19 protein-coding genes are annotated in these 18,363 nt (G+C 71.4%); 11 read left to right on the top strand and 8 right to left on the bottom strand.

Annotation, left to right across the window (positions count from 1 at the left end; all coding sequences use genetic code 11):
- Window positions 1-467 precede the first annotated feature (467 nt).
- The gene (locus ACFWY9_RS24140; RefSeq protein ID WP_378328355.1) at window positions 468-1,664 is read left to right on the top strand and encodes a sensor histidine kinase; all 1,197 of its coding nucleotides are present in this window, start codon (window positions 468-470) and stop codon (window positions 1,662-1,664) included.
- On the top strand, window positions 1,661-2,353 hold the full coding sequence (locus tag ACFWY9_RS24145) for a response regulator (RefSeq protein WP_378339985.1): 693 nt from the start codon (window positions 1,661-1,663) through the stop codon (window positions 2,351-2,353). The genes ACFWY9_RS24140 and ACFWY9_RS24145 overlap by 4 nt, the downstream gene beginning before the upstream one ends.
- Before the next feature lie 5 nt (window positions 2,354-2,358).
- Here the strand turns inward: ACFWY9_RS24145 and ACFWY9_RS24150 are convergent, their stop codons facing one another.
- From ACFWY9_RS24150 to ACFWY9_RS24185, 8 genes are all read right to left on the bottom strand, one after another.
- Entirely contained in the window at window positions 2,359-2,565 is a 207-nt protein-coding gene (locus ACFWY9_RS24150; protein WP_378328353.1) for a hypothetical protein, read from the bottom strand.
- Between the two features lie 328 nt (window positions 2,566-2,893).
- Window positions 2,894-3,022: a hypothetical protein gene (locus tag ACFWY9_RS24155; RefSeq protein ID WP_378328351.1), complete on the bottom strand. Its 129-nt coding sequence runs from the start codon at window positions 3,020-3,022 to the stop codon at window positions 2,894-2,896.
- Between the two features lie 80 nt (window positions 3,023-3,102).
- A complete protein-coding gene (locus tag ACFWY9_RS24160; protein ID WP_378328350.1) occupies window positions 3,103-3,981 on the bottom strand; it encodes a T3SS effector HopA1 family protein in 879 nt (292 codons plus the stop codon).
- 3 nt (window positions 3,982-3,984) lie between these two features.
- Window positions 3,985-4,992 carry a class V lanthionine synthetase subunit LxmK gene (gene lxmK / locus ACFWY9_RS24165; protein WP_378339986.1) on the bottom strand — a complete coding sequence of 336 codons (1,008 nt, stop codon included), beginning with the start codon at window positions 4,990-4,992 and terminating at the stop codon, window positions 3,985-3,987.
- A complete protein-coding gene (locus ACFWY9_RS24170; RefSeq protein ID WP_378339987.1) occupies window positions 4,989-6,722 on the bottom strand; it encodes an ABC transporter ATP-binding protein in 1,734 nt (577 codons plus the stop codon). The genes lxmK and ACFWY9_RS24170 overlap by 4 nt, the downstream gene beginning before the upstream one ends.
- Complete coding sequence (locus ACFWY9_RS24175) at window positions 6,719-7,999, bottom strand: M16 family metallopeptidase (RefSeq protein ID WP_378328347.1); 1,281 nt, start codon at window positions 7,997-7,999, stop codon at window positions 6,719-6,721. The genes ACFWY9_RS24170 and ACFWY9_RS24175 overlap by 4 nt, the downstream gene beginning before the upstream one ends.
- A gap of 89 nt (window positions 8,000-8,088) precedes the next feature.
- Window positions 8,089-8,247 (bottom strand): LxmA leader domain family RiPP, encoded by a 159-nt coding sequence (locus ACFWY9_RS24180; protein WP_378328346.1) that lies wholly within the window; start codon window positions 8,245-8,247, stop codon window positions 8,089-8,091.
- Window positions 8,248-8,332: 85 nt separating this feature from the next.
- On the bottom strand, window positions 8,333-8,458 hold the full coding sequence (locus ACFWY9_RS24185) for a daptide-type RiPP (RefSeq protein ID WP_378328345.1): 126 nt from the start codon (window positions 8,456-8,458) through the stop codon (window positions 8,333-8,335).
- Window positions 8,459-8,742: 284 nt separating this feature from the next.
- Between ACFWY9_RS24185 and mpaB the strand changes: the two genes are divergently transcribed.
- The 9 genes from mpaB (at window position 8,743) to ACFWY9_RS24230 (ending at window position 18,220) form a co-directional block, all read left to right on the top strand.
- Window positions 8,743-9,780: a daptide biosynthesis RiPP recognition protein gene (gene mpaB, locus ACFWY9_RS24190; RefSeq protein ID WP_378339988.1), complete on the top strand. Its 1,038-nt coding sequence runs from the start codon at window positions 8,743-8,745 to the stop codon at window positions 9,778-9,780.
- Complete coding sequence (mpaM, locus tag ACFWY9_RS24195) at window positions 9,777-10,628, top strand: daptide-type RiPP biosynthesis methyltransferase (RefSeq protein ID WP_378339989.1); 852 nt, start codon at window positions 9,777-9,779, stop codon at window positions 10,626-10,628. The genes mpaB and mpaM overlap by 4 nt, the downstream gene beginning before the upstream one ends.
- On the top strand, window positions 10,625-11,866 hold the full coding sequence (mpaD, locus tag ACFWY9_RS24200) for a daptide-type RiPP biosynthesis aminotransferase (protein WP_378339990.1): 1,242 nt from the start codon (window positions 10,625-10,627) through the stop codon (window positions 11,864-11,866). Before mpaM ends, mpaD begins: the two co-directional genes overlap by 4 nt.
- The gene (gene mpaC, locus ACFWY9_RS24205; RefSeq protein WP_378339991.1) at window positions 11,863-13,062 is read left to right on the top strand and encodes a daptide-type RiPP biosynthesis dehydogenase; all 1,200 of its coding nucleotides are present in this window, start codon (window positions 11,863-11,865) and stop codon (window positions 13,060-13,062) included. The genes mpaD and mpaC overlap by 4 nt, the downstream gene beginning before the upstream one ends.
- The gene (locus ACFWY9_RS24210) at window positions 13,050-14,309 is read left to right on the top strand and encodes a YcaO-like family protein (protein ID WP_378339992.1); all 1,260 of its coding nucleotides are present in this window, start codon (window positions 13,050-13,052) and stop codon (window positions 14,307-14,309) included. The genes mpaC and ACFWY9_RS24210 overlap by 13 nt, the downstream gene beginning before the upstream one ends.
- Window positions 14,309-15,937: a daptide biosynthesis intramembrane metalloprotease gene (gene mpaP, locus ACFWY9_RS24215; protein ID WP_378339993.1), complete on the top strand. Its 1,629-nt coding sequence runs from the start codon at window positions 14,309-14,311 to the stop codon at window positions 15,935-15,937. The genes ACFWY9_RS24210 and mpaP overlap by 1 nt, the downstream gene beginning before the upstream one ends.
- Window positions 15,938-15,953: 16 nt before the next feature.
- Window positions 15,954-16,673 (top strand): ABC transporter ATP-binding protein, encoded by a 720-nt coding sequence (locus tag ACFWY9_RS24220; protein ID WP_378328338.1) that lies wholly within the window; start codon window positions 15,954-15,956, stop codon window positions 16,671-16,673.
- Entirely contained in the window at window positions 16,666-17,397 is a 732-nt protein-coding gene (locus ACFWY9_RS24225; RefSeq protein ID WP_378339994.1) for a hypothetical protein, read from the top strand. The genes ACFWY9_RS24220 and ACFWY9_RS24225 overlap by 8 nt, the downstream gene beginning before the upstream one ends.
- A 148-nt stretch (window positions 17,398-17,545) precedes the next feature.
- Window positions 17,546-18,220 (top strand): hypothetical protein, encoded by a 675-nt coding sequence (locus ACFWY9_RS24230; RefSeq protein WP_378339995.1) that lies wholly within the window; start codon window positions 17,546-17,548, stop codon window positions 18,218-18,220.
- Window positions 18,221-18,363 lie beyond the last annotated feature (143 nt).

An 18,363-nucleotide genomic window follows, 5' to 3' on the forward strand; every position in this document is an offset into this window, starting at 1 on the left:
AAAAATCACCACCCCCCCCCCCCCGCGGCCCCGCCGGCCCCCCACCCGCGCGCCCGACTCGATCAGCACGAGCCGAACGACAGGGGATCCGTCAGGCTCCTTCTCTTGGGGCACGCCGAGGAAGCGGAATCGCCGACGCCGGTGTGACACTGAGCGTCGTGGTACGGCGCGTTCATCGGTATCTGCCGGAAAACACCACGGCCGAACACTCCACCGTCGCGTTTTCGGCCCATGGACAAGAATGAACTGTCCAGTTACGGAAGCACGGTCACCAAGATCGCGAGTGCCCCCACCGTGGCGCTACGGATTCGGCCGGGTGCATGCCGAGGGCCCAGTGGGCCGGGCGTCGCGAAGGGGACATTGACGGCGTTGAACGTCCCCCATGTGCCATTCGCGACCCTGCGAAGCTGACGGAGAGTGACCGCCCCGATTGGGTAAGACGGCCTCCACCTTGGATACTGGTAGGCATGACGAACTGGTGGAATCGATTCGCGGGCACCTGGGTCACCCGGCCGGTCGTGGCCGACTCCGCCATGGTCGTCGGATTGCTACTACTGCACGTGATCACCATCGGGCTCGCTGTGGGGAAAGGCTGGACGATCCCCGCACCGGTCGCCTGGGTGGTCGCGATCGGGTCGGCCTCGGTGCTCAGCCTGCTGGCCCGCCGCCGGTTCCCGTGGCCGGTCGTGGCGGTAACGCTCGGCTGCGGCATCGCGCTCGAGATCCTGGAGGCCACCGGCCCGGCCAGTACGCTGGCGATGCTGGTCGCGTTCTACACCGTCGCGGTGCTCCGCGGGCCGCGGCACGCACTGGTGGCCGGTCTGCTGCCGCTGTCCTGGGACATCGTGTGGAGCATCGCCGGGCCCGGCCACGTCACGCTGCAGGGCTACCTCATCGCCATCACGCTGGTCATCATCAGCCTGGCACTCGGACTCACGGTGCGCCGCAGCCGCGAACACGCCGCCCGGCTGCACCACGCGGTGATCCTGCTCGAAGAGGCGCAGCAGGAACTGGCCACGGAGGTCGCCACGCTGGAGCGGATGCGCATCGCGCGCGAGCTGCACGACATCGTCGCGCACAGCCTCGGTCTCGTCGCGCTCCAAGCAGGCGTCGCCCGCGCGCTGCTGCCGCAGGACCCCGAACACACCCGCGACGCACTGCGCGTCATCGAGGAGAAGGCACGCGAATCGCTGTCGGAGATGCGGCACGTCGTCAGCGCGCTGCGGGTTCCCGACGAGTCCGAGGAAAGCACCGCCCCCGCACCCGGACTGGACAAATTGGACGATCTGCTCGCCTCGGCCCGCTCGTCCGGTCTCGACCTGGAGATGACCGAGGACGGCGAGCGTTATGCCCTACCGCCCGGCCAGGATCTGGCCGCGTACCGGATCGTGCAGGAGGTTCTCACCAACGTGCTCAAGCACGCCGGGCCGACCTGCACGCGGGTCGCGCTGCGGTACGCGCCCGACGAGCTGAGCATCGACATCTCCGACAGCGGCCCGCGTATCCCGGGCGGGCCCGCGCCGTCGGACAAGGCGGGCAGGCCGGGGCACGGGCTGATCGGGATCCGTGAGCGGGCGGCGATCTACGGCGGCCAGGTGCGGACCCAGGCCGATCCGGCGGGCGGGTTCCGGGTCACCGCGACGTTGCCGAGGATCGCGTCGTGACCGCGGACGACCTCATCGGCGTCGTGGTGGCCGACGACCAGCCGCTCGTGCGGGTCGCGCTGGTGAGCCTGCTCAACGCGCAGCCGGACATGACGGTGCTCGCCGAGGCGGCCACCGGGACCGAGGCCGTGGCGGCCACCGAGTCGCACCGGCCGGACGTGGTGCTGATGGACGTGCGGATGCCGGAGATGACCGGGGTCGAGGCCACCGCCCGGATCATGGCGCTGCCCGATCCGCCCGCGGTGCTGACCCTGACGACCTATGACATCGACGAGTACGTCTACGGCGCGCTGCGGGCCGGGTCGATGGGTTTCCTGCTCAAGGACGCGCCGCCGGAGCGGATCGTGGAGGGCGTCCAAGCGGTCGCGCGCGGTGAGGGTCTGCTGGCGCCGAGTGTGACCCGCAGGCTGATCCAGCAGTTCGCCGTCACGCCGGACGACGACGCCGAACCGTCCGCCTGCCGGGCACTGGCGCGGCTCACCGAGCGCGAGACCGAGGTACTGGTCCAGGTCGCGCAGGGACTGTCCAATATGGAGGTCGCCACCGCGCTCCGGCTTTCCGAGGCGACGGTGAAGACGCACCTGCACCGGCTCATGGCGAAACTGGGCCTGACCTCCCGTACCCAGGTGGTGATCGCCGCCTACGAATCGGGGCTGGTCCGGCCCGGGCTGCACGACCGATTCAGGTGAACGCGCTAGCGGCGCGCCCGTCGTTGCCGCATGCTCTGGCCGAGCGCGATGAGGCCGAGCGCGGCCGCGACGAGGACGACCGCTGCGACGACCAGTGGCCAGCCGCTCAGGTCGACGACCGCGCTGAGCACGAACAGCAGCGCGGCGGGAATGACGGCGCTCGCGGTGACCAGCGCCGGTGCGGCGGAGTTTCCTTCGCTCGCTTCGGACACGTCTTCTCCTTGTTCCCACGTCGAATTCTCATCGGCACTTGGTCCGCCCGGTGGGCTGGTGGGTGGGCACGGGTCTCCCCGCCGCGCCACCCACCGCCGCGTCGATCTCCGCCACCGAGCGTACTGTCTTTTCCGGTGGCCGCGAGTCAGGCCGCGGCACACCGATTTCAGGTGATGGCGATCACGAGCCCGCCGATCCCGACGCCGAGCGCGAGGCCCGACGTGAAGTCGTTGGGCGCGGACACGACCTCCACCTCCTGGCAGGCCAGGTCGAGGTTCTCCATGTTGTCACCCCCTTCCCCGGTTTCCTCCTGATCCGGACCCACCATCAGGTGATGGCGATGGCGCCGAGGCCGAGGGCGGCACCGGCGATGTCCAGCCACTCGCTGCGCCCCCAGTCGGGCGCGGTGGTGGTCTCCAGCTCCTGCAGCGACAGGTCGAGCGTCTCCATTTCCATTCCTGCTCACCTCCTTTCGGTTTTCCGTTACGGACAGGTCTTCCGCGCGGTCGGGGCGGCGCGGAAATCGAGGCCGGGCGCTATTCCCGGACATTCCTTCCCGGTTCGCCGGGGTCGATGCGGGCGAGCCGGAATTCCCGCCGTAGCGCGGATTCCCGGGGGACGCCGGATTCGGCGCTGTGCAGCAAAGCCGTCGCGGACACCAGTGCCCGGTGCTCGCCGAAGCTTCTCCCCCGCATACGGGGATCGGCTGGTTCGTCAGCCACTGCGACGCCGGGCCACAGTGGACGGGCGAACACCGACGTCGTCGCGCCGAGCCCGGGCAGGCCGCGCACCGCGCCCCCGATCACCTCCGGTCCGGCGTCGTGTCCCAAGTAGACGACGAGTCCGTCCGTGCGCGGGTAGAGATCCGGCGTGGAAAGCACTTTGACGCGGTAGGGCACCCCGGCGACGTCGAGCGCGTCGAGGACGGTGGCCAGCACCCGCGGGGCGTCCGGCGGCCGGGTCAGGTGGACGTACACCCGACGGCCCGGGAACTCCGGCGACCGGGCGGCCTGGCCGTCGACGACGAGGAATCCCGGCGACAACGCGGGCCGGATCGCGTTCACCGCGAGGGGAATCCGCTCGCCCGGCGCGGCCCCCGGTTCGGCGGGCAACCACACCCGGACGCCGTCGCGGTCGGCCAGCATCCGCCCGCCTTCGACGGCGTGGACGGTGGTCGGTACCCGGATGGTGCGAGGTCCCGCGGCGTCGATCAGCGTGCGCTCGAACTCGCGGTCGCGCACCGGACGTCCCGACGACAAGCCACCGAGGTGCAGCTGTTCGTACAGCGCGTCCGCCAACGCCATGCGGAGCCCGCCGGGCGAGGACGCGGTCACCCGTCGTCCGCCGGCCATCGCCTCCTGCCCGTGGACGGACACGGCGGCCAGCGCGTCGAGTACTCTTTTCGCGACGTCCATCGGCTATCCCAGGCCCACGGTGGTCACGAACGCCTCGGGCCCGCACAGCAGGCTGCGGCCGATCCCGGCGGCGGCCTTGGCGACCGCGCTCAGCCGCGTGGCCCCGGCAGCCCCGGCGATCATGCGTTCCACCAGGTGCCAGCCTGCGAAGGCGGTCGCCCGAACGGCGAGCGCCTCGTCCGCGTCGGTCCCCTGGTAGGCCCACCAGAACGCGGCCACGATCGGCCGGGTCCGGTCGATCCGCGCCGCGCCGTGTTCGACGACCGCCTCGGTGGTCGAGGCGGCGGCCGCGGGCAGGCCGGAAACCGCCTGCCAGAGCCATTCCCCGGCGAACCGGCCGACGTCGCGGGCGGGGTCGGCGTACCGGAATTCCTCCCAGTCGGTGAGGTACACGCCGCCCGTGCCGACGAGGATCTGGTCGAGCCGGAGATCCCCGTGACTGGGCACGCGGACCACGTCCCGCTCCCGTGCCAAGAGCCCGCCGACAGCGGCGATCAGCGCGTCGTCGCGTTGCAGCAGCCGCCATGCCTCGAGTTCGGCGGCACAGCATTCGTCGAACACCGCCCGCGGCAGCCCGCGCAGCAGCTCGGCCGAGGGCATCGCCGGGAGTGTGTCGTCCAGTTCGGCGGGCCAGCCGGTGCTTCCGTGCAGCGACCGGAGCGTGGTGCCGACCTCGTACGCCAGCGTACGGTCGAATTCGCCGTCCTCGGCCAGCCGCAGCCCCGTCTTCGCGAGGGGAACGGCGGTGAGCACCAGCGCGCGGGATTCTTCGTCCCAGGCCAGGCATCGCGGGCCGCCGCGGGCGTTGCGGTGGTAGGCGACCTCACGGCGCATCCGCGCGGCGGCCTCGCCGGGCGGGCCGATCAGGCGTTTGGCGAACACCGTGGTGCCGGAAACCGTGGTACCGAGCCAGTTCTCGTTGCGGCCGGGCAGGCGGGCGAGACCGTCCGGGACGAACGGGCCGAGGCCCGCGCGGTCGAGCAGCGCGGTGAGCTGTGGTGACGGGCTCACGACGCAGCCCCGACCGGCCGGTCCAGCCGCTGGGCGGCGGCAAGCGCGCGATACGACTCGTTGCGGTCCAGCAGTTCGTCGTGTCCGCCGAGGTCGGTCACCCGGCCGTCTTCGAGCAGGACGACCCGGGCGGCGTGCCGGATCGTGGACAGCCGGTGCGCCACGACCAGGACCGCGCGGTCGGCCGCGAGGGTGTCGACGACGTCGCGCAGCAGGCTCTCGTTCACTCCGTCCAATTGGGACGTCGGCTCGTCGAGCAGGACGATTTCGGCTTCGGAAAGGAGAGTTCTGGCCAGGGCGAGCCGCTGCCGTTGTCCGCCGGACAGGTCCGCGACGCGGCCGAGTTCGGTGTCGAGACCGTCCGGCATCGCCGTCACGTGCTCCCGCAGGCCGACGGTGCCGAGCACGCCGAGCAGCCGGGCGTCCGGCATCGGCTCGGTCAGCCCGACCGTCAGGTTCGCGCGGACCGTGTCGGCCAGCAACGTGAACGACTGGTCCACGTAGGCGATCCGGCTTCGCAGCGCGCCGACCGGCCAGCTCGTGACGTCGCGGCCGAGCACCTCGACCCGCCCGGCGTCGGCCGTGACGAACCGCTCGACCAGCGACAGCGCCGTCGTCTTCCCGGCGCCGGACGGCCCGACGAGTGCGGTCAGCCCGCGGCGTGGCACCTCGAAGTCGATCCCGCGCAGCACCGGCCGTTCGCCGTGGGCGAATTCGACGTGCTGGAACCGAACCGCCGGGGCGGCGTCGAGCGGGGCAGGCGCGGCCACCGGGTCACCACCGTCCTCAGTGGACTGATCGAGTACCTCGGTGAACCGGGACCGGGCGGCAAGCCCGGCCTGCAGCCTGCCGACCGCCATCACCATGATGATCACCGGGGCGATCAGCTGCATGAGGTAGAGCAGGAACGCCGCGAAACCGGCGATGTCCAGCGATCCGGCGGCGAGCCGGGCGCCCCCGGCGATGATCACCGCGACGAGCGCGATCTGCTGGCCGAGGCTGAGCACCGGATTCACCGCGGCCTGCAGGCGCGCGGCGGTGATCGCGGCACGCGCGGTCTCGTCGGCGGAGGTGCCGAGCCGGTCGGTGACCTGCCGTTCGGCCCGGGACGCCTTCACCACCGGCAGTGCCGCCAGCGCCGTCGCGAAACGATGGCCGAGTTCGCCGAGGGCGCGGCTGTGGCACAGCTGCGCGCGTTGCATCCCGGCCACGACGACCGCGATCACGACGCCGGCCACCAGGAACGCGGCGACCGTGATCACCAGCAGCACCCAGTCGAGCAGGCCCATGATCACCAGCGTGCCCGCCGTGGTGAGTACCGAGACCGGCAGTTGCACGATGCCGAGGTCGGTGATCGTGCGCAGCTGGAGACTGTCCGCGGTCACCCGCGTCACCAGGTCGCCTTCGCCGGTGGCCCGCACGTCGCGCAGCGGCAGCCGCAGGATGTGCGCCATGAGCCGGACCCGCAGGCGCAGCACGAGCCGTTCGCCCATCCGGGCAAGCAGGTAGGACGCCGCGGTCGCGGCCAGCGCGCCGCCGAGCGCGGTCACGCCCAGCAGGACGGCGGGGCGGACGAGCCCCGCGTCCGTCCGCACCGCCGAGATGAGGTCGGCGACGATCAACGGCATGGCCAGCGTGCACGCGGCCGAGGCCACCGACAGCACCATCACCGCCGCCAGCGCCGGTCCCCGGCCGAGCTCCCGCAGGATCGGCAGCGACGTCCTGGTCATCGTCTTTTCCCTTCGGGCACGACACGCAGCACCGCGCGGTGCTGCGCCGCGACGGCGACCGCAGCTTCCGCGACGTCGTCCACGCCGATCTCGTCGAGTTGCGCGGCGAGGCCGGTGTAGCGCTCCGCCGCGCCGAACAACGCTTCGAACCGTCCGAGCGCACGGGCGCGGGTGAGCACCGCGGCCTGGCGCTGGTCGTGGTCCCGGCGCACCAACGCGCGCAGTTCGGCCACCCGGGTCTCGTCGAGACCATCCGCGGCCACACTCAGCAGACTGTCCACAGTGTCCAGTACCGTGTCCGGCCGGATCGCCGGGTCGTGGACGGTGGTGACGATCATCGTGTCCGGGGCGAGCGCGTCGAACGCGCCGAAGAAGCCGCACGAAGCGTCACTGGCCGCCACGGCGTCCGAAGTGGACAGTTTGGGCCCGAGGAAGTGTTTGAGGTACCGGGCGAGGACGAGGTGCGCGAAGTACTGCGGCGTCAGCGGATCGGGCAGCCGGTAGCCGAGGGCGAGCGCCGGACGGCTGACCCGCGCGTCGTGGCGAATGGCGGTGCTGTCCGCGGCCAAGGCGGGTTCCGCGAGCTGGGGCGCGGGTGGCGCCGGGCGGGCCGTGATGCCGCCGAACCACGTGGCGATCTGGTCGAGGGCGCGGTCCGGTTCGACGTTCCCGGCCACCGCGAGCACCGCGTTGGCCGGCGCGTAGTGCCGGTGGAAGAACTCGTGGCAGTCGGCGGCGGTGATCCCGGTCAGCGCGCCGGTGTCACCGTAACCGTCGTGGGCGTTGGCGAAACTCCGATACAGCAGCGGGGCCAGCCCCGGCCACGGGAAACCGCCGTAGGGCCGTGAGCGGGCCTGGCGGATCTCCATGCCGATCCCGGCGAGCTGGCGGCGCAGCCCGCGTTCGGTGAACTTCGGCGCGCGCATCCGGTCCGCTTCGAGGAAGCACAGCAGCTCGAAGTACTCGCCCGCCACGCTCTGGAAGTACTGTGTGTAGTCCTGATGCGTCCGGGCGTCGACCGCTCCCCCGAGCGCACGGACGCGCTGCCCGTGCAGCAGCGGCTCGACGTTCTCGCTGCCCTCGAACATCAGGTGTTCGAGCAGGTGCGCGAACCCGGCCGTGTGCTCCGGCTCGCCGCGGAAACCGACGCGGTAGCTGACGCTCAGCGCCACGTCGCCGGCCGCGGGATCAGGCGCGATTACGACCGTGAGCCCGTTGCCCAGCACGGTGCGAACGACGGCGGAAGCCGACCGCTCCAGCGTTTTCCCGGTACTCATGGACCATGACCTCGCCGAGTGGGATGTGTCGTCGGATGGGACGCGGTGGCTGGTGCCCGGCCGCGGGGCACGGGCACCAGCCGGCGGACTCAGTGCTTCGAGTCGCCCGAGACCACGAGGCCGGTGCCCGCGATGATCAGGCCAAGGCACCACGGGGTGCTGGCCGGCGCCTCGGTGGCGGCGGAGACCTGCAGTTCGGCGGCGTCGGTGTAGGCACCGAAACCGTTCATCAGTTCACGCGTTTCCATATCTTTTCCTCTGTATTTCGGACACGGTTCACCGGACTTCCCCGGTGAAACTCGGAATAATTTCGACGATGCGAAGGACGCGCAATCAGGTCAGCGTCGCACCAATGAATCCGGCCGCGATGAGACCGGCACCGACTCCACCCCAGAAATCGTCATCACTCGGCGCGCTCACGGTTTCCAGTTCCTGGAACGAGAGATCGAGTTCTTCCACGCTATCCACCCCCTTTCAGCGTTCGGCGAAGCCTAGGCATGCCGTTCGACCAGCGACAATACGCCGAAAGTCGTTACCGGTTGCCAAGGGGTAAATCGCACGGTTGAAGCGTGCGTCAATCGAACGATTGACGTCACGGAGCGCGCCAATCTGTGTACCACGCTCACCCGTTTCGTAATCAGTGATCGGCGTCACATTCGCTTGAGCAGCCGCCACTACTCCGGGTTACCGTCGCTTTGTTCTTTCCGGCCGTGCGGATAAGGCCAGCAACCAGGGGGATAGTCATGGGCAGTACTGAAAGGCACCTTTCCGACGCCAGGAAAAGCCATCGGCTGATCAGTGAAGCATTGATTCGCTGGATTTCCGGTCATCAGCCCGCGGCTGAGCACCGGGTCTGGTTTCTCGAATCCGCCGCACACGCCGGGACGATTCTGGACGATTTCGCCGAGCCTGGCGACGTGGTGTTCGCGCCGTCCGGCGCCGACCCGCGGGCGATCGGTTACGACGGCTCCCTTGCCGAACCCGGCGACGAAATCGTCATCGGCGACGAGATCTTCGTGCACACCCAGGACTACCTGTCGATCGCCTATCAGGCCGTGGCGGGCCCGACTGTCGTGCGGGTGACCGGGCCACACGACTTCGAGGTCTTCCTGGAGGACGCCGAGCTGGCCCGGCGGGAGGGTGTGTTCGCCGAGCAGCTCGTGCATCCGTCGGTCGTGCTCGCCGACCAGTGCGCGCTCGGCCTCCCCCGCGCCTCGCCGACGCTGGACCGGGTGCACGTCACGGAGACCGGCGAGTTCCGCGCGGGACCGTCCGGCCCGGTGATCGGCTCCATCGATGCGCCGCCGCGGACGTGGGATTCCCTTGACACACAAGGAAAGAAAGCACTGGCGGCGGTTCTGGACGCCACGCTGACCGACGAGGCACACGCCGCACGGCCGTGGCTGGCGCGCTACCTGACCACGCTCGACGCGCTGCGCTCGCTGCGCCGGGGCGACACTCGTTCGTACCGAGTCTCCGGGTTCGGCGGACGACTGGTCGACGGGTTGCCACTCGACTTGCCCGAGGACGCCACCGCGCCACTCCTGCTCTGGGCCGAGGACCGGACGCTGCTCTACCAGCCGGGCGACAGCCGCTGGTTCGAGGTCGGCAAGGACGCCGCCCGGCTCGTCGAGCTGCTCTCGGTCAGCAATGGCGACGTGGCCGCCGCGGCACGGCGCGCGGTCGAGCACCTCGGGCTGACCGCCGACGTGGCCACCGAAGCGCTCACCGGCCTCACGACGCGGCTGACCACCCCACGCACACCGGTCACGACGTCATGACGGCCACGACGATCACCGCGCCGGGTACCGCCGGACAGCTCGCCCGGATCTACGGCACCGGGCTGGCGGCACTGCCGCTGTACGGGCCGGAAGGGTCCGTCGAGTACGACCGGCTGAGCCGCGGCGACACCCAGGAAATCGGCGAACTGCTGCGCGCCGCCCGGCAGGTCACCGGCCCTGTCCTCGACCTCGCCTGCGGCTCCGGCCGGCTGACCCTGCCGCTGCTCGCGCGCGGTCACGACGTCTGGGCGGCCGACTCCTCTCCCGTCATGCTGCGGCTGCTGACCGAACGGCACGCCGAGCAGCCGCACGCACGGGGAACACTCAAGACCATCGAAGCCGATATGTCCACTATGGACTTCGAAGCCACCTTTGGGCTGGTCGTGCTCGGCACGTCCTCGGTGTGCCTGCTCGACGAAGCGAGCCGCGCGGCGCTGTTCTCGCGTGTGCGGCAGTCGCTCGCACCCGGCGGACGGTTCCTCGTGTCCACCATGGACTTCGGACCGGAACTGCTGACCGCGCGATCGGCCGAGCGCGTCAGCATGGTCACGTACGCCGACGAGCCCGGCGACACGGTGATCACGCTGTTCCAGCACTTCGACGCGCCGCGCGGAATCCGCACCACGAGTCTCCTCCGCGAGCGTGTCCACAACGGACAGACGACGGATCGGACGCTGTTCGTCAGCGAGGTGTACCTCGTGGACTCCGCACGGCTGACCGCCGAACTGGCCGATGCGGGCCTGCGCGTCATCGACCGGAAGGAAGGCGCGGATCTGCTGCGGGCGACCCCGGGCGCGGCCCAGCCCGGGCAGTATCCGGTGCTGCTGACCTGCGAGGCGTGCACATGAACCGGTATCCGTTGTGGGAATCCTTCGTGCCGCCGAGCGAGTACGGCCGGGCCGACCGGCACGCCGTGGCCGCCGAGGGTGTCCGGGTCCGGTTCGCCGACGGCCGGTGGGCGCTGTGCGCCACCAGCGGGCTGTGGAACGTCAACCTCGGCTACGGCAACCCGGCGATCACCGGCGCCGTCGCGGACGCGCTCAGCGGCGCGTCGTACCTTTCGCTGTTTCGCGCCGGGCACGAACCCGCGGTTCGCGCGGCCACGGCGTTGCTGGAGGTGTGCGGCCCCGAGACGTTCGGCCGCGTGCTGTTCTCCACCTCCGGCGGCGCCGCGAACGACGTCATGATGAAGCTCGTCCGGCACTACCAGGCGCTACTCGGTGGACCGCGGCGCCGCGTCGTCGTAGGGCTCAAGGGCAGCTACCACGGGCTCACCTACGGCAGTTTCGGGCTCACCGGCGAGGATCTCGGCCAGTCCGGTTACGGTGTCGACCAGCGCGCGGTGCGGCACGTCTCCCCTCACGACGAAACCGAACTCGCGGCGCTGCTGGCCCGTGAAGGACACCGGGTCGCGGCCGTGGTCGTCGAGCCGGTCCTCGGCTCGGGAGCCCATCCGCTCGGCGAACGGCTGCTCGCCGCGCTCGGCGAGTTGCGCCGCGAGCACGGATTTCTCCTGGTGGCTGACGAGGTGGCGACCGGTTTCGGCCGCACGGGCCGGTTTTTCGCGTCCGAGGCCTGGCCCACGCGGCCCGACGTGCTGATCACCTCGAAGGGACTGACCAACGGCACCTGCGCGGCCTCGGCCGTGGTGGTCTCCCACGAGATCTGCCAGGCCTTCGAAGACGCCGACGCGACCCTGGTGCACGGCGAGACCCAGGCAGGCACGCCGCCGACCTGTGCCGCGATCGAAGCGACCATCGCCGAGATGCGACGGCTCGACGCGTGCACGCGGGCAGCACGGCTTGGCACGCTCTTGGACGGAACACTGGCCCGTCTCGCGGAGCACCCGCTGGTGTCCGGCAGCGACGGCGTCGGATGCTTCCGCTCGCTCACCCTCACCGACCCGGCGCCGGAGAGGGTTCGCGCCGTGGTGACCGAGGCGCGGCACGCCGGTGTCCTCGTGCAGCCGGGGCCGGGCGCGATCCAGCTCGTCCCCGCGCTGACCTACACCGACGCCGACCTCGACGAGCTGGAGGAGCGCCTGCGCATCGGACTCGACGCGGCGGCGGACCGGGCGGCCGCATGACCGCCACCGTCCGCCGGGCTGCCCCGGTCCTGCACGCCGGGCCGGAGGCGTGGCCGTCCGCCGTCGCCGAACTCGCGCGGCCGCGTCGCTGCCTGGTCGTGGTGGACTCCGGATTCGCCGACGCCGCACCGGATCTGCGCGACCTCGTGGCGGTGCTCGGCGTCTCCCCCGGATCCCTCGTGCGCCTGCGCGCGACAGACGACGACGCCGCGTCGATCGCGGATCTCACCCACGTGCTCACCGCCGAGGCGCCGTCGACGGTTGTCGCCTTCGGCGGCGGCAGCGTCCTCGACCGGGTCAAACTCGCGTGTCTCGGTCACGCCGACCCGCCCGCTCTCGAAGCCGTCGCTGTCCGCGGACGTCGCGCGGGGGTCGTGTCCCTGCCTGCCACGACAGCGCGGAAACCCTTGCCACGACGGGTGTTCGTGCCGACCACGATCGGCACCGGAACCGAGGTCAGCCAGGTCGCGTGCACGACGCTGTCGGACCGCAAGCGGCTGATCACCGGTGCCGCGCTGCGACCGGACCTGGCGGTGCTGGACCCGCGGTTCACCGCGACCCTGCCGTCGCGCCTGCTTCGCGAAGGCGTTTTCGAGGCTCTCCTGCGCGTGATCGGCCCGGTCATCGGCGACGACCGGCCCGACGAACTCGGCGACGCGGAAGCCGAGACGCTGACCACCCGGCTGATGCTCGTGGGCGAGCGGCTGGCGCGAGGCGAAACGGGACCGGACACCCGGCTTGCCGCCGCGACGCTCGGCGCGATCACGCACACCGGCTGGGCGCTGGCCCGGCGGGAGCCGTTCTCGGCGAAACACTGGTACCTGGCCAACGAACTCGCATCGGTGCTGGGCACCGGCAAGATCGCCGCGACCGCGAGCGTCCTGCCGCCGATATGGGCTCGCATCGCCTCCGGAAACCGGCGTTACGGCCACTGCGAACGACTCGCCGAGATCTGGCACTGGATCACCCGCACCGTTCCCGGCCTGGGCGACGACCCTGTCGAGGGGGTCGCCGAACTGGTGCGCCGCTGGGGAATCGAAACCGCCGTCGTCCCGGGCGAAGCGTGCGCGCGAGCCGCGGCCAACGCCGTCGAGAGCTGGGGCGGCCCGCTGCCGATGCTGGCCGGGCTGCCGGTGACCGAACTCGAGGCCCTGTATCGCGAAGCCGCCAGGGAGGTGTCGCCGTGCTCGACGTGATGGCCACTTTGGACCCCGCACGCGGGCTGACCTCCGGCTGGAAGGTCGCCAAGCCGTCCCCGCCCGACCATCCACTGTGGAGTATCGCGGTGGACATCGGCGGGCTCGGCGCGCGCGGTGCCGCCGAGGCGGAGTACCCGCTGCACCTGGTCGGCGCGTGCGGGGCCAGCCGGACCGACGCCACGGTGCGTGCCGCGGGCGAGGCGGTCGAGCGGTATGCGTTGCTGCCCCGTCGCGCGGGCGGTCCCCGCCGCCGTGTCGGCACCACGGCCGCACCGGACACGCTCGACTTCGCCGCGGAGTCGCTGGGCGATCCTTCCGCCGCCGGTGAGCCGATGACCTGGTACGAGGGCCGCTGGCTGGGCTCCGGCGAACCGGTGTGGCTGCCCGCCGGTCTGGTCGACTACCCGGCGTCCACCCGGTGGTTCGACCCGACACCGTCCGGCGCCGCGGCGGGCGGTGACCTGGATTTCGCACTGCGTGGCGCGTTACTGGAGACGATCGAGCGGGACGCGGTCGCCGTCGCCTGGGCCGCCGAAGCCGGGCTGACCGCGCTCGATCCGGATGCCGAACTCGCGGCGGCACCGCGGACCCAGCCGTGGCGTCAGATCAGTGCACTGTGGACTTCCACGTGCGAAGCCGGGCTGACGGTAAATCTGGTCGAGGTCACGACCGGGCTACCGGGTGTCCACTGTGTACTCGCCGCCGTGGTCGACCGCACCCGCGGCCGGACGCTGGCCGCGGTCGGCGTCAAGGCACATCCCGACTGGGGCCGCGCGATCCTGATCGCGCTGCAGGAGGCGCTCCAGGTCCGTGCCGCGCTGCTCGGGATCGCGGACACGATCGGCGGTGCCCCGGTGCACGCGGTCCGCGACGACATCGACCGCGCCCGGCTGTGGCTGAGCGAACCCGCCGTCGCGGAACTGGAGCGACGGCTGCGTGACCTGCCCGTGCGCACCGCCCGGATCCGCGACGTCCCGGCGGCTCCGGTGTCGCCGGAAACCCTGGTGCGCGGGATGATCGCCGACGGTGCCCGGCCCGCCGCCGTCGAGCTGACCGGGCGTCTCCCCGAGGCCCACCGGGCGATGGGCTGGCGGGTGGTCAAGGTGATCGCGCCGGGCTATCAGCCGCTGCGCATGGACGAGACGACGTCGTTCGGGTGGCGTCATGACCGGATCGACGCCGTACGCCGCCGCCACGGCCTGACCACGGGAATCCACGCCACGTTCCCGCACCCGCTGATCTGATGGGCACGCCGATCGAGGCCGCACCGCACCTCGCGCCCGGGGTCGTGGTGCACCGGCCGATCACCGACGCGGGCGCGTGGATCGTCGAGCGGCCGGGCACGAACCCGCTGCGCGTGGGCGCCGACGCGGGCAGGCTGCTGAGCGCGCTCGACGGCGTCCGGGGCAGTGACGAACTCGCCACCCAGCTGGGTACGAAGTGGACCGATGAGCTGGTCCGGGGCGCGCTCGCGAAGTTCGGCGAACTGGGTCTGCTCGGCACGGACCGGAACGCCGTGGCGCCCCGCGAACGCCGTGTCGTCCTGCTTCCGCCCGCGGCGGTGCAGCTACGGCTGATCCGCGCCACCCGGGTGCTGGATCCCTTGCGGGGCCTGCTTTCCCGGCTCTCCGGCCGCGCCGTGGTGACGACCGCCGCGGTGCTGGGCGCGGCCGGGCTGCTCGCGCTGGCACTGCAACCGGACGTCGTCGTGAGTGCGGTCGCCGCGCCGATGACGTTGCCCGCGTTCGGCTGGATCTGGATCGGGCTCGTCGCCACCACCGTGGTCCACGAGCTGTGTCACGGCGCGACGCTGACCCACCACGGCGGCCGGCCCGGCTGGCTCGGCGTCATGCTGTTCTACCTGACGCCCGCGTGTTTCTGCGAGGTCACCGACGGCTGGCGGCTGCCGCGTCCCCGGCAGCGGGTGGCGATCGCGCTGGCCGGGGTGAGCGCGCAGGCGGTCATCGGCGGCGTCGCGGCGGCGATCGCGTTGCCGCTGCCGCCGGGCGACACGCGCACGACCGTGGTCGGTTTCGCGCTGGCCTGCTATTTCATCGGCGTCCTGAACCTGGTGCCGTTCATCAAGCTCGACGGCTACCTGGCGCTGATGGCCGCCGTGGACGTCCCGCACCTGCGGGACAAGGCGATCCGCGACGCGCGGGGCTGGTGGTCGCGGCGGCTCTTCGGCGTCGCGGCCGAACGGCAGCTGCCGCACCTGCGCTGGGCCGTGCCCTACGGCATGCTCTGCGCGGCGTTCCCGGTGGTGATCCTGACCGCGGCGCTGACGCGGTGGACGAACGTGATGCTGGCGGCCGGGTTCGCCGGCGCGATCGTGGTGTGCCTGCTCGCCGTGTACCTCGCTTATCGTTTGCTGGCCACGGTTTTCGGAGTGCTCGCCGACGCGCGGCGTGGCGGCGCGTCGTGGTTCCGGCTGGCCGCGGTGGTGGTGACCGGCGCCGCCGCGCTCGTCGCCGTCGCGACCCTGGTGCACGTGCCCTACCGAATTCCGGCCGGGTACGTCGCCGACGCCGCCGGAATCCGGCTGGTGCTGCCGTCCGGAACCGACGTGACGGAGCTGAGGCCCGGCCAACGCGTCGTGCTGGAACGCGGTGGCCTGTTCTTCACCACGACGCTGGGCACGGCCGAGATCGGCGCGGGTACCGCGACCCCGGCGGAGGTCCCCGTCTCGGCGCTGCTGCCGCTGCGCTCGGACATTCCCGGCCACGCCCTCACCCTCCCCCTGTCCACAGTGGACGCCGGTGGGCTGCCAGAGAGATCCGGGCTCGCCCACGTGGAGACCGGGTCCGTATCGCTCGGCACGTGGGCGGGCCGCCGCTACCTCCGGCCCGTGCTGGCCCCCCTCTTCGGTTAGGAGAACAACCCCCACCATGAACGAGATCGTCCGGTTCGACCGGTTCACCAAGCGCTACGGGCGCACGACCGCGGTCTCCGACCTGAGCTTCACTGTCCAATCAGGACGTGTCGTCGGCCTCCTCGGCCCCAACGGAGCGGGCAAGAGCACGTCGCTGCGTGGGTTGCTGGGCCTGCTGCGCCCGACGTCGGGAACAGCCACCGTGTTCGGCACCTCGTTCGCCGGGCTGGCCGCCCCCGCGCGGCGGATCGGCGTGCACATGGACGGCGTCGGCTTCGAAACCGGGATGACCGCGGCCAAGCATCTGCGGATCTGCGCGGCCGCGGCCGGTGTGCCGGACAGGCGGGTGGACGAGGTGCTGGCCAAGGTCGGCCTCGACTCGGTCGGCGGCAGGCGCGTCGGGAAGTTCTCCACCGGTATGAAGCAGCGGCTCGGCCTGGCCACCGCGCTGATCGGCGACCCGGAACTCCTCGTCCTCGACGAACCCGCCAACGGCCTCGACCCCGAAGGCGTGCGCTGGCTGCGCCGGTTCCTGCGGTCCTTCGCCGACGACGGCGGCACCGTGCTGCTGTCCAGTCACCAGCTCGCCGAGGTCGCCCAGACCATCGACGAGGTCGTCATCATCCGCGGCGGCACGATCTTCGCCGGGACGCTCGACGAACTCACCGGCCACGGACAGCACAACCTCGAGGACCGGTTCTTCGAGCTCGTGGACGCGGGGGTGCCCGGTGCGTGACGCGGTCCGCAGTGAAATCCTCAAGGCACGCAGCGGGTTCTGGATGCTGGCGGTGTTCGCCTACGCGCTCCTGATGCCCGCGCTGCTGCTGGCCAACGCGCCGAAGTCCACAGTGGACGTCAAGGCCGTCGACGCTGCCACCGGCACGCACCTGCTGCTCGGTTTCCTCGCGGCCTGCCCGGTCGCGGCGATGTTCCTCGGCTGCTGGCTGGTGACCCGCGAGTACTACTACAAGTCGGTGGTGCGGACCGTGCTGGCCAACCGGCGCGCCGACGTGTACCTCGGGAAACTGGTCGCGGGCGCCGCCGGCGGGCTCGCCGTCGGGATCGTCGGCGCGGCAGGCTGGGCGGTGATCGTCACCCTCGTGCTGCGTGCCGACACCCGCTCGTTCGCCATGGACGCCAGGACGTGGCAGATGCTCGCGGGCTGCGTCGCCGCGTGCACCCTGGCCGGGCCGTGGGGCGTCGCGGTCGGCTGGATCGTGCCGAACTACTACGTCGGCACCGGCATCGCGATCCTGCTGCCGCTCGGCGTGGAACTGCCGCTGCTGCTCAACTATCCGGACGTGGCGCGGTTCCTGCCCGCGACCGCGCTGGCCGGGATCATCCGGACCCCGATCGACGGCGTCCTCCCGCCCGCGCTCGGCTTCCTGGTGTACCTGCCGGTGCTGGCCGCGGCGTCGTGGCTCGGCTGGGTGCTGTTCCGGCGCCGGGAGGTGCGATGAGCGACGCTTGCGAGCGAATCATCGATGTCATGCGCCAAGAAGGATTCAACACGGAGGCCGGCGTGAGCAACAATCGCGCAGCCACTCGCGACGGCCGACCGGGTGCGGGTGTCCCGCGAAACACAGTCTCGCGAAGCGAGGCGATCGCATGAGCGGCGTGCTGCGTGCCGAATGGCTGCGGCTGCGTGGCGACTACGTCCTGCTCGGCTGCCTCGGCTTCGTGACGTTCACCGCTGTCGCGAGCGTCGTCCAGTCCTCCGGCGGCGGTGACCCTCACCAGCGGATCGCCGCCGCCGGGATCCAGACCGCCGTCATGGCCGCGCTGTACGGCGCGATCCGGTTCGCGCTGGAACACCGCGACGGCGTCTTCGCCCGCTGCGTCCTGCTGAACCGCCGCGCGCACGTCCTGCGCGCGAAGGTCGCGACCTCCGCGGCGGGCGGCGCCGTCATCGGCCTGTACGGCACCGTCCTTGCCGTGCTCACCTCTCGATCCACAGTGGACACCACGCTGCTGTGGACAACGCTGGGCACCATGGGGGCGTCGGCGTTCGCCGCGCCTTGGGGGCTGCTGGTCGGTTCACTGGTGCGGCACTACGTCCTCGCGCCGCTGGCCGCGCTGGTCTCCCTGCTCGCCGCGATCCCCGCACTGAGCGCGGCACCGGCGATCGGCCGCCTGCTCCCGCTGGGCGGCCAGCTTTCCCTGGCCTACGCCGGAACGTCGCCACCGCTTCCCGCCCCGGCGGCGCTCGCGGTACTCGCGGGCTGGCTCCTGGTGCTCACGGTGGTCGCCGAGCGCGTCCTGAACACCCGCGACGTCCTCTGAGCCCGGATCGTGCGAGCCATCCGTGAATTGTTCGGCGGTTCGCCGTCCTTGACACGCCTTGCACAACCTCGAAAATTTGTTGGGTTCGACTTGGTTTCCCTACGCCGGATGACTTGATCGCAATAAGCGAATCCTGCTATACC

The sequence above is a fragment of the Amycolatopsis sp. NPDC059027 genome, assembly GCF_042739735.1.
Taxonomy (GTDB): Bacteria; Actinomycetota; Actinomycetes; order Mycobacteriales; family Pseudonocardiaceae; genus Amycolatopsis.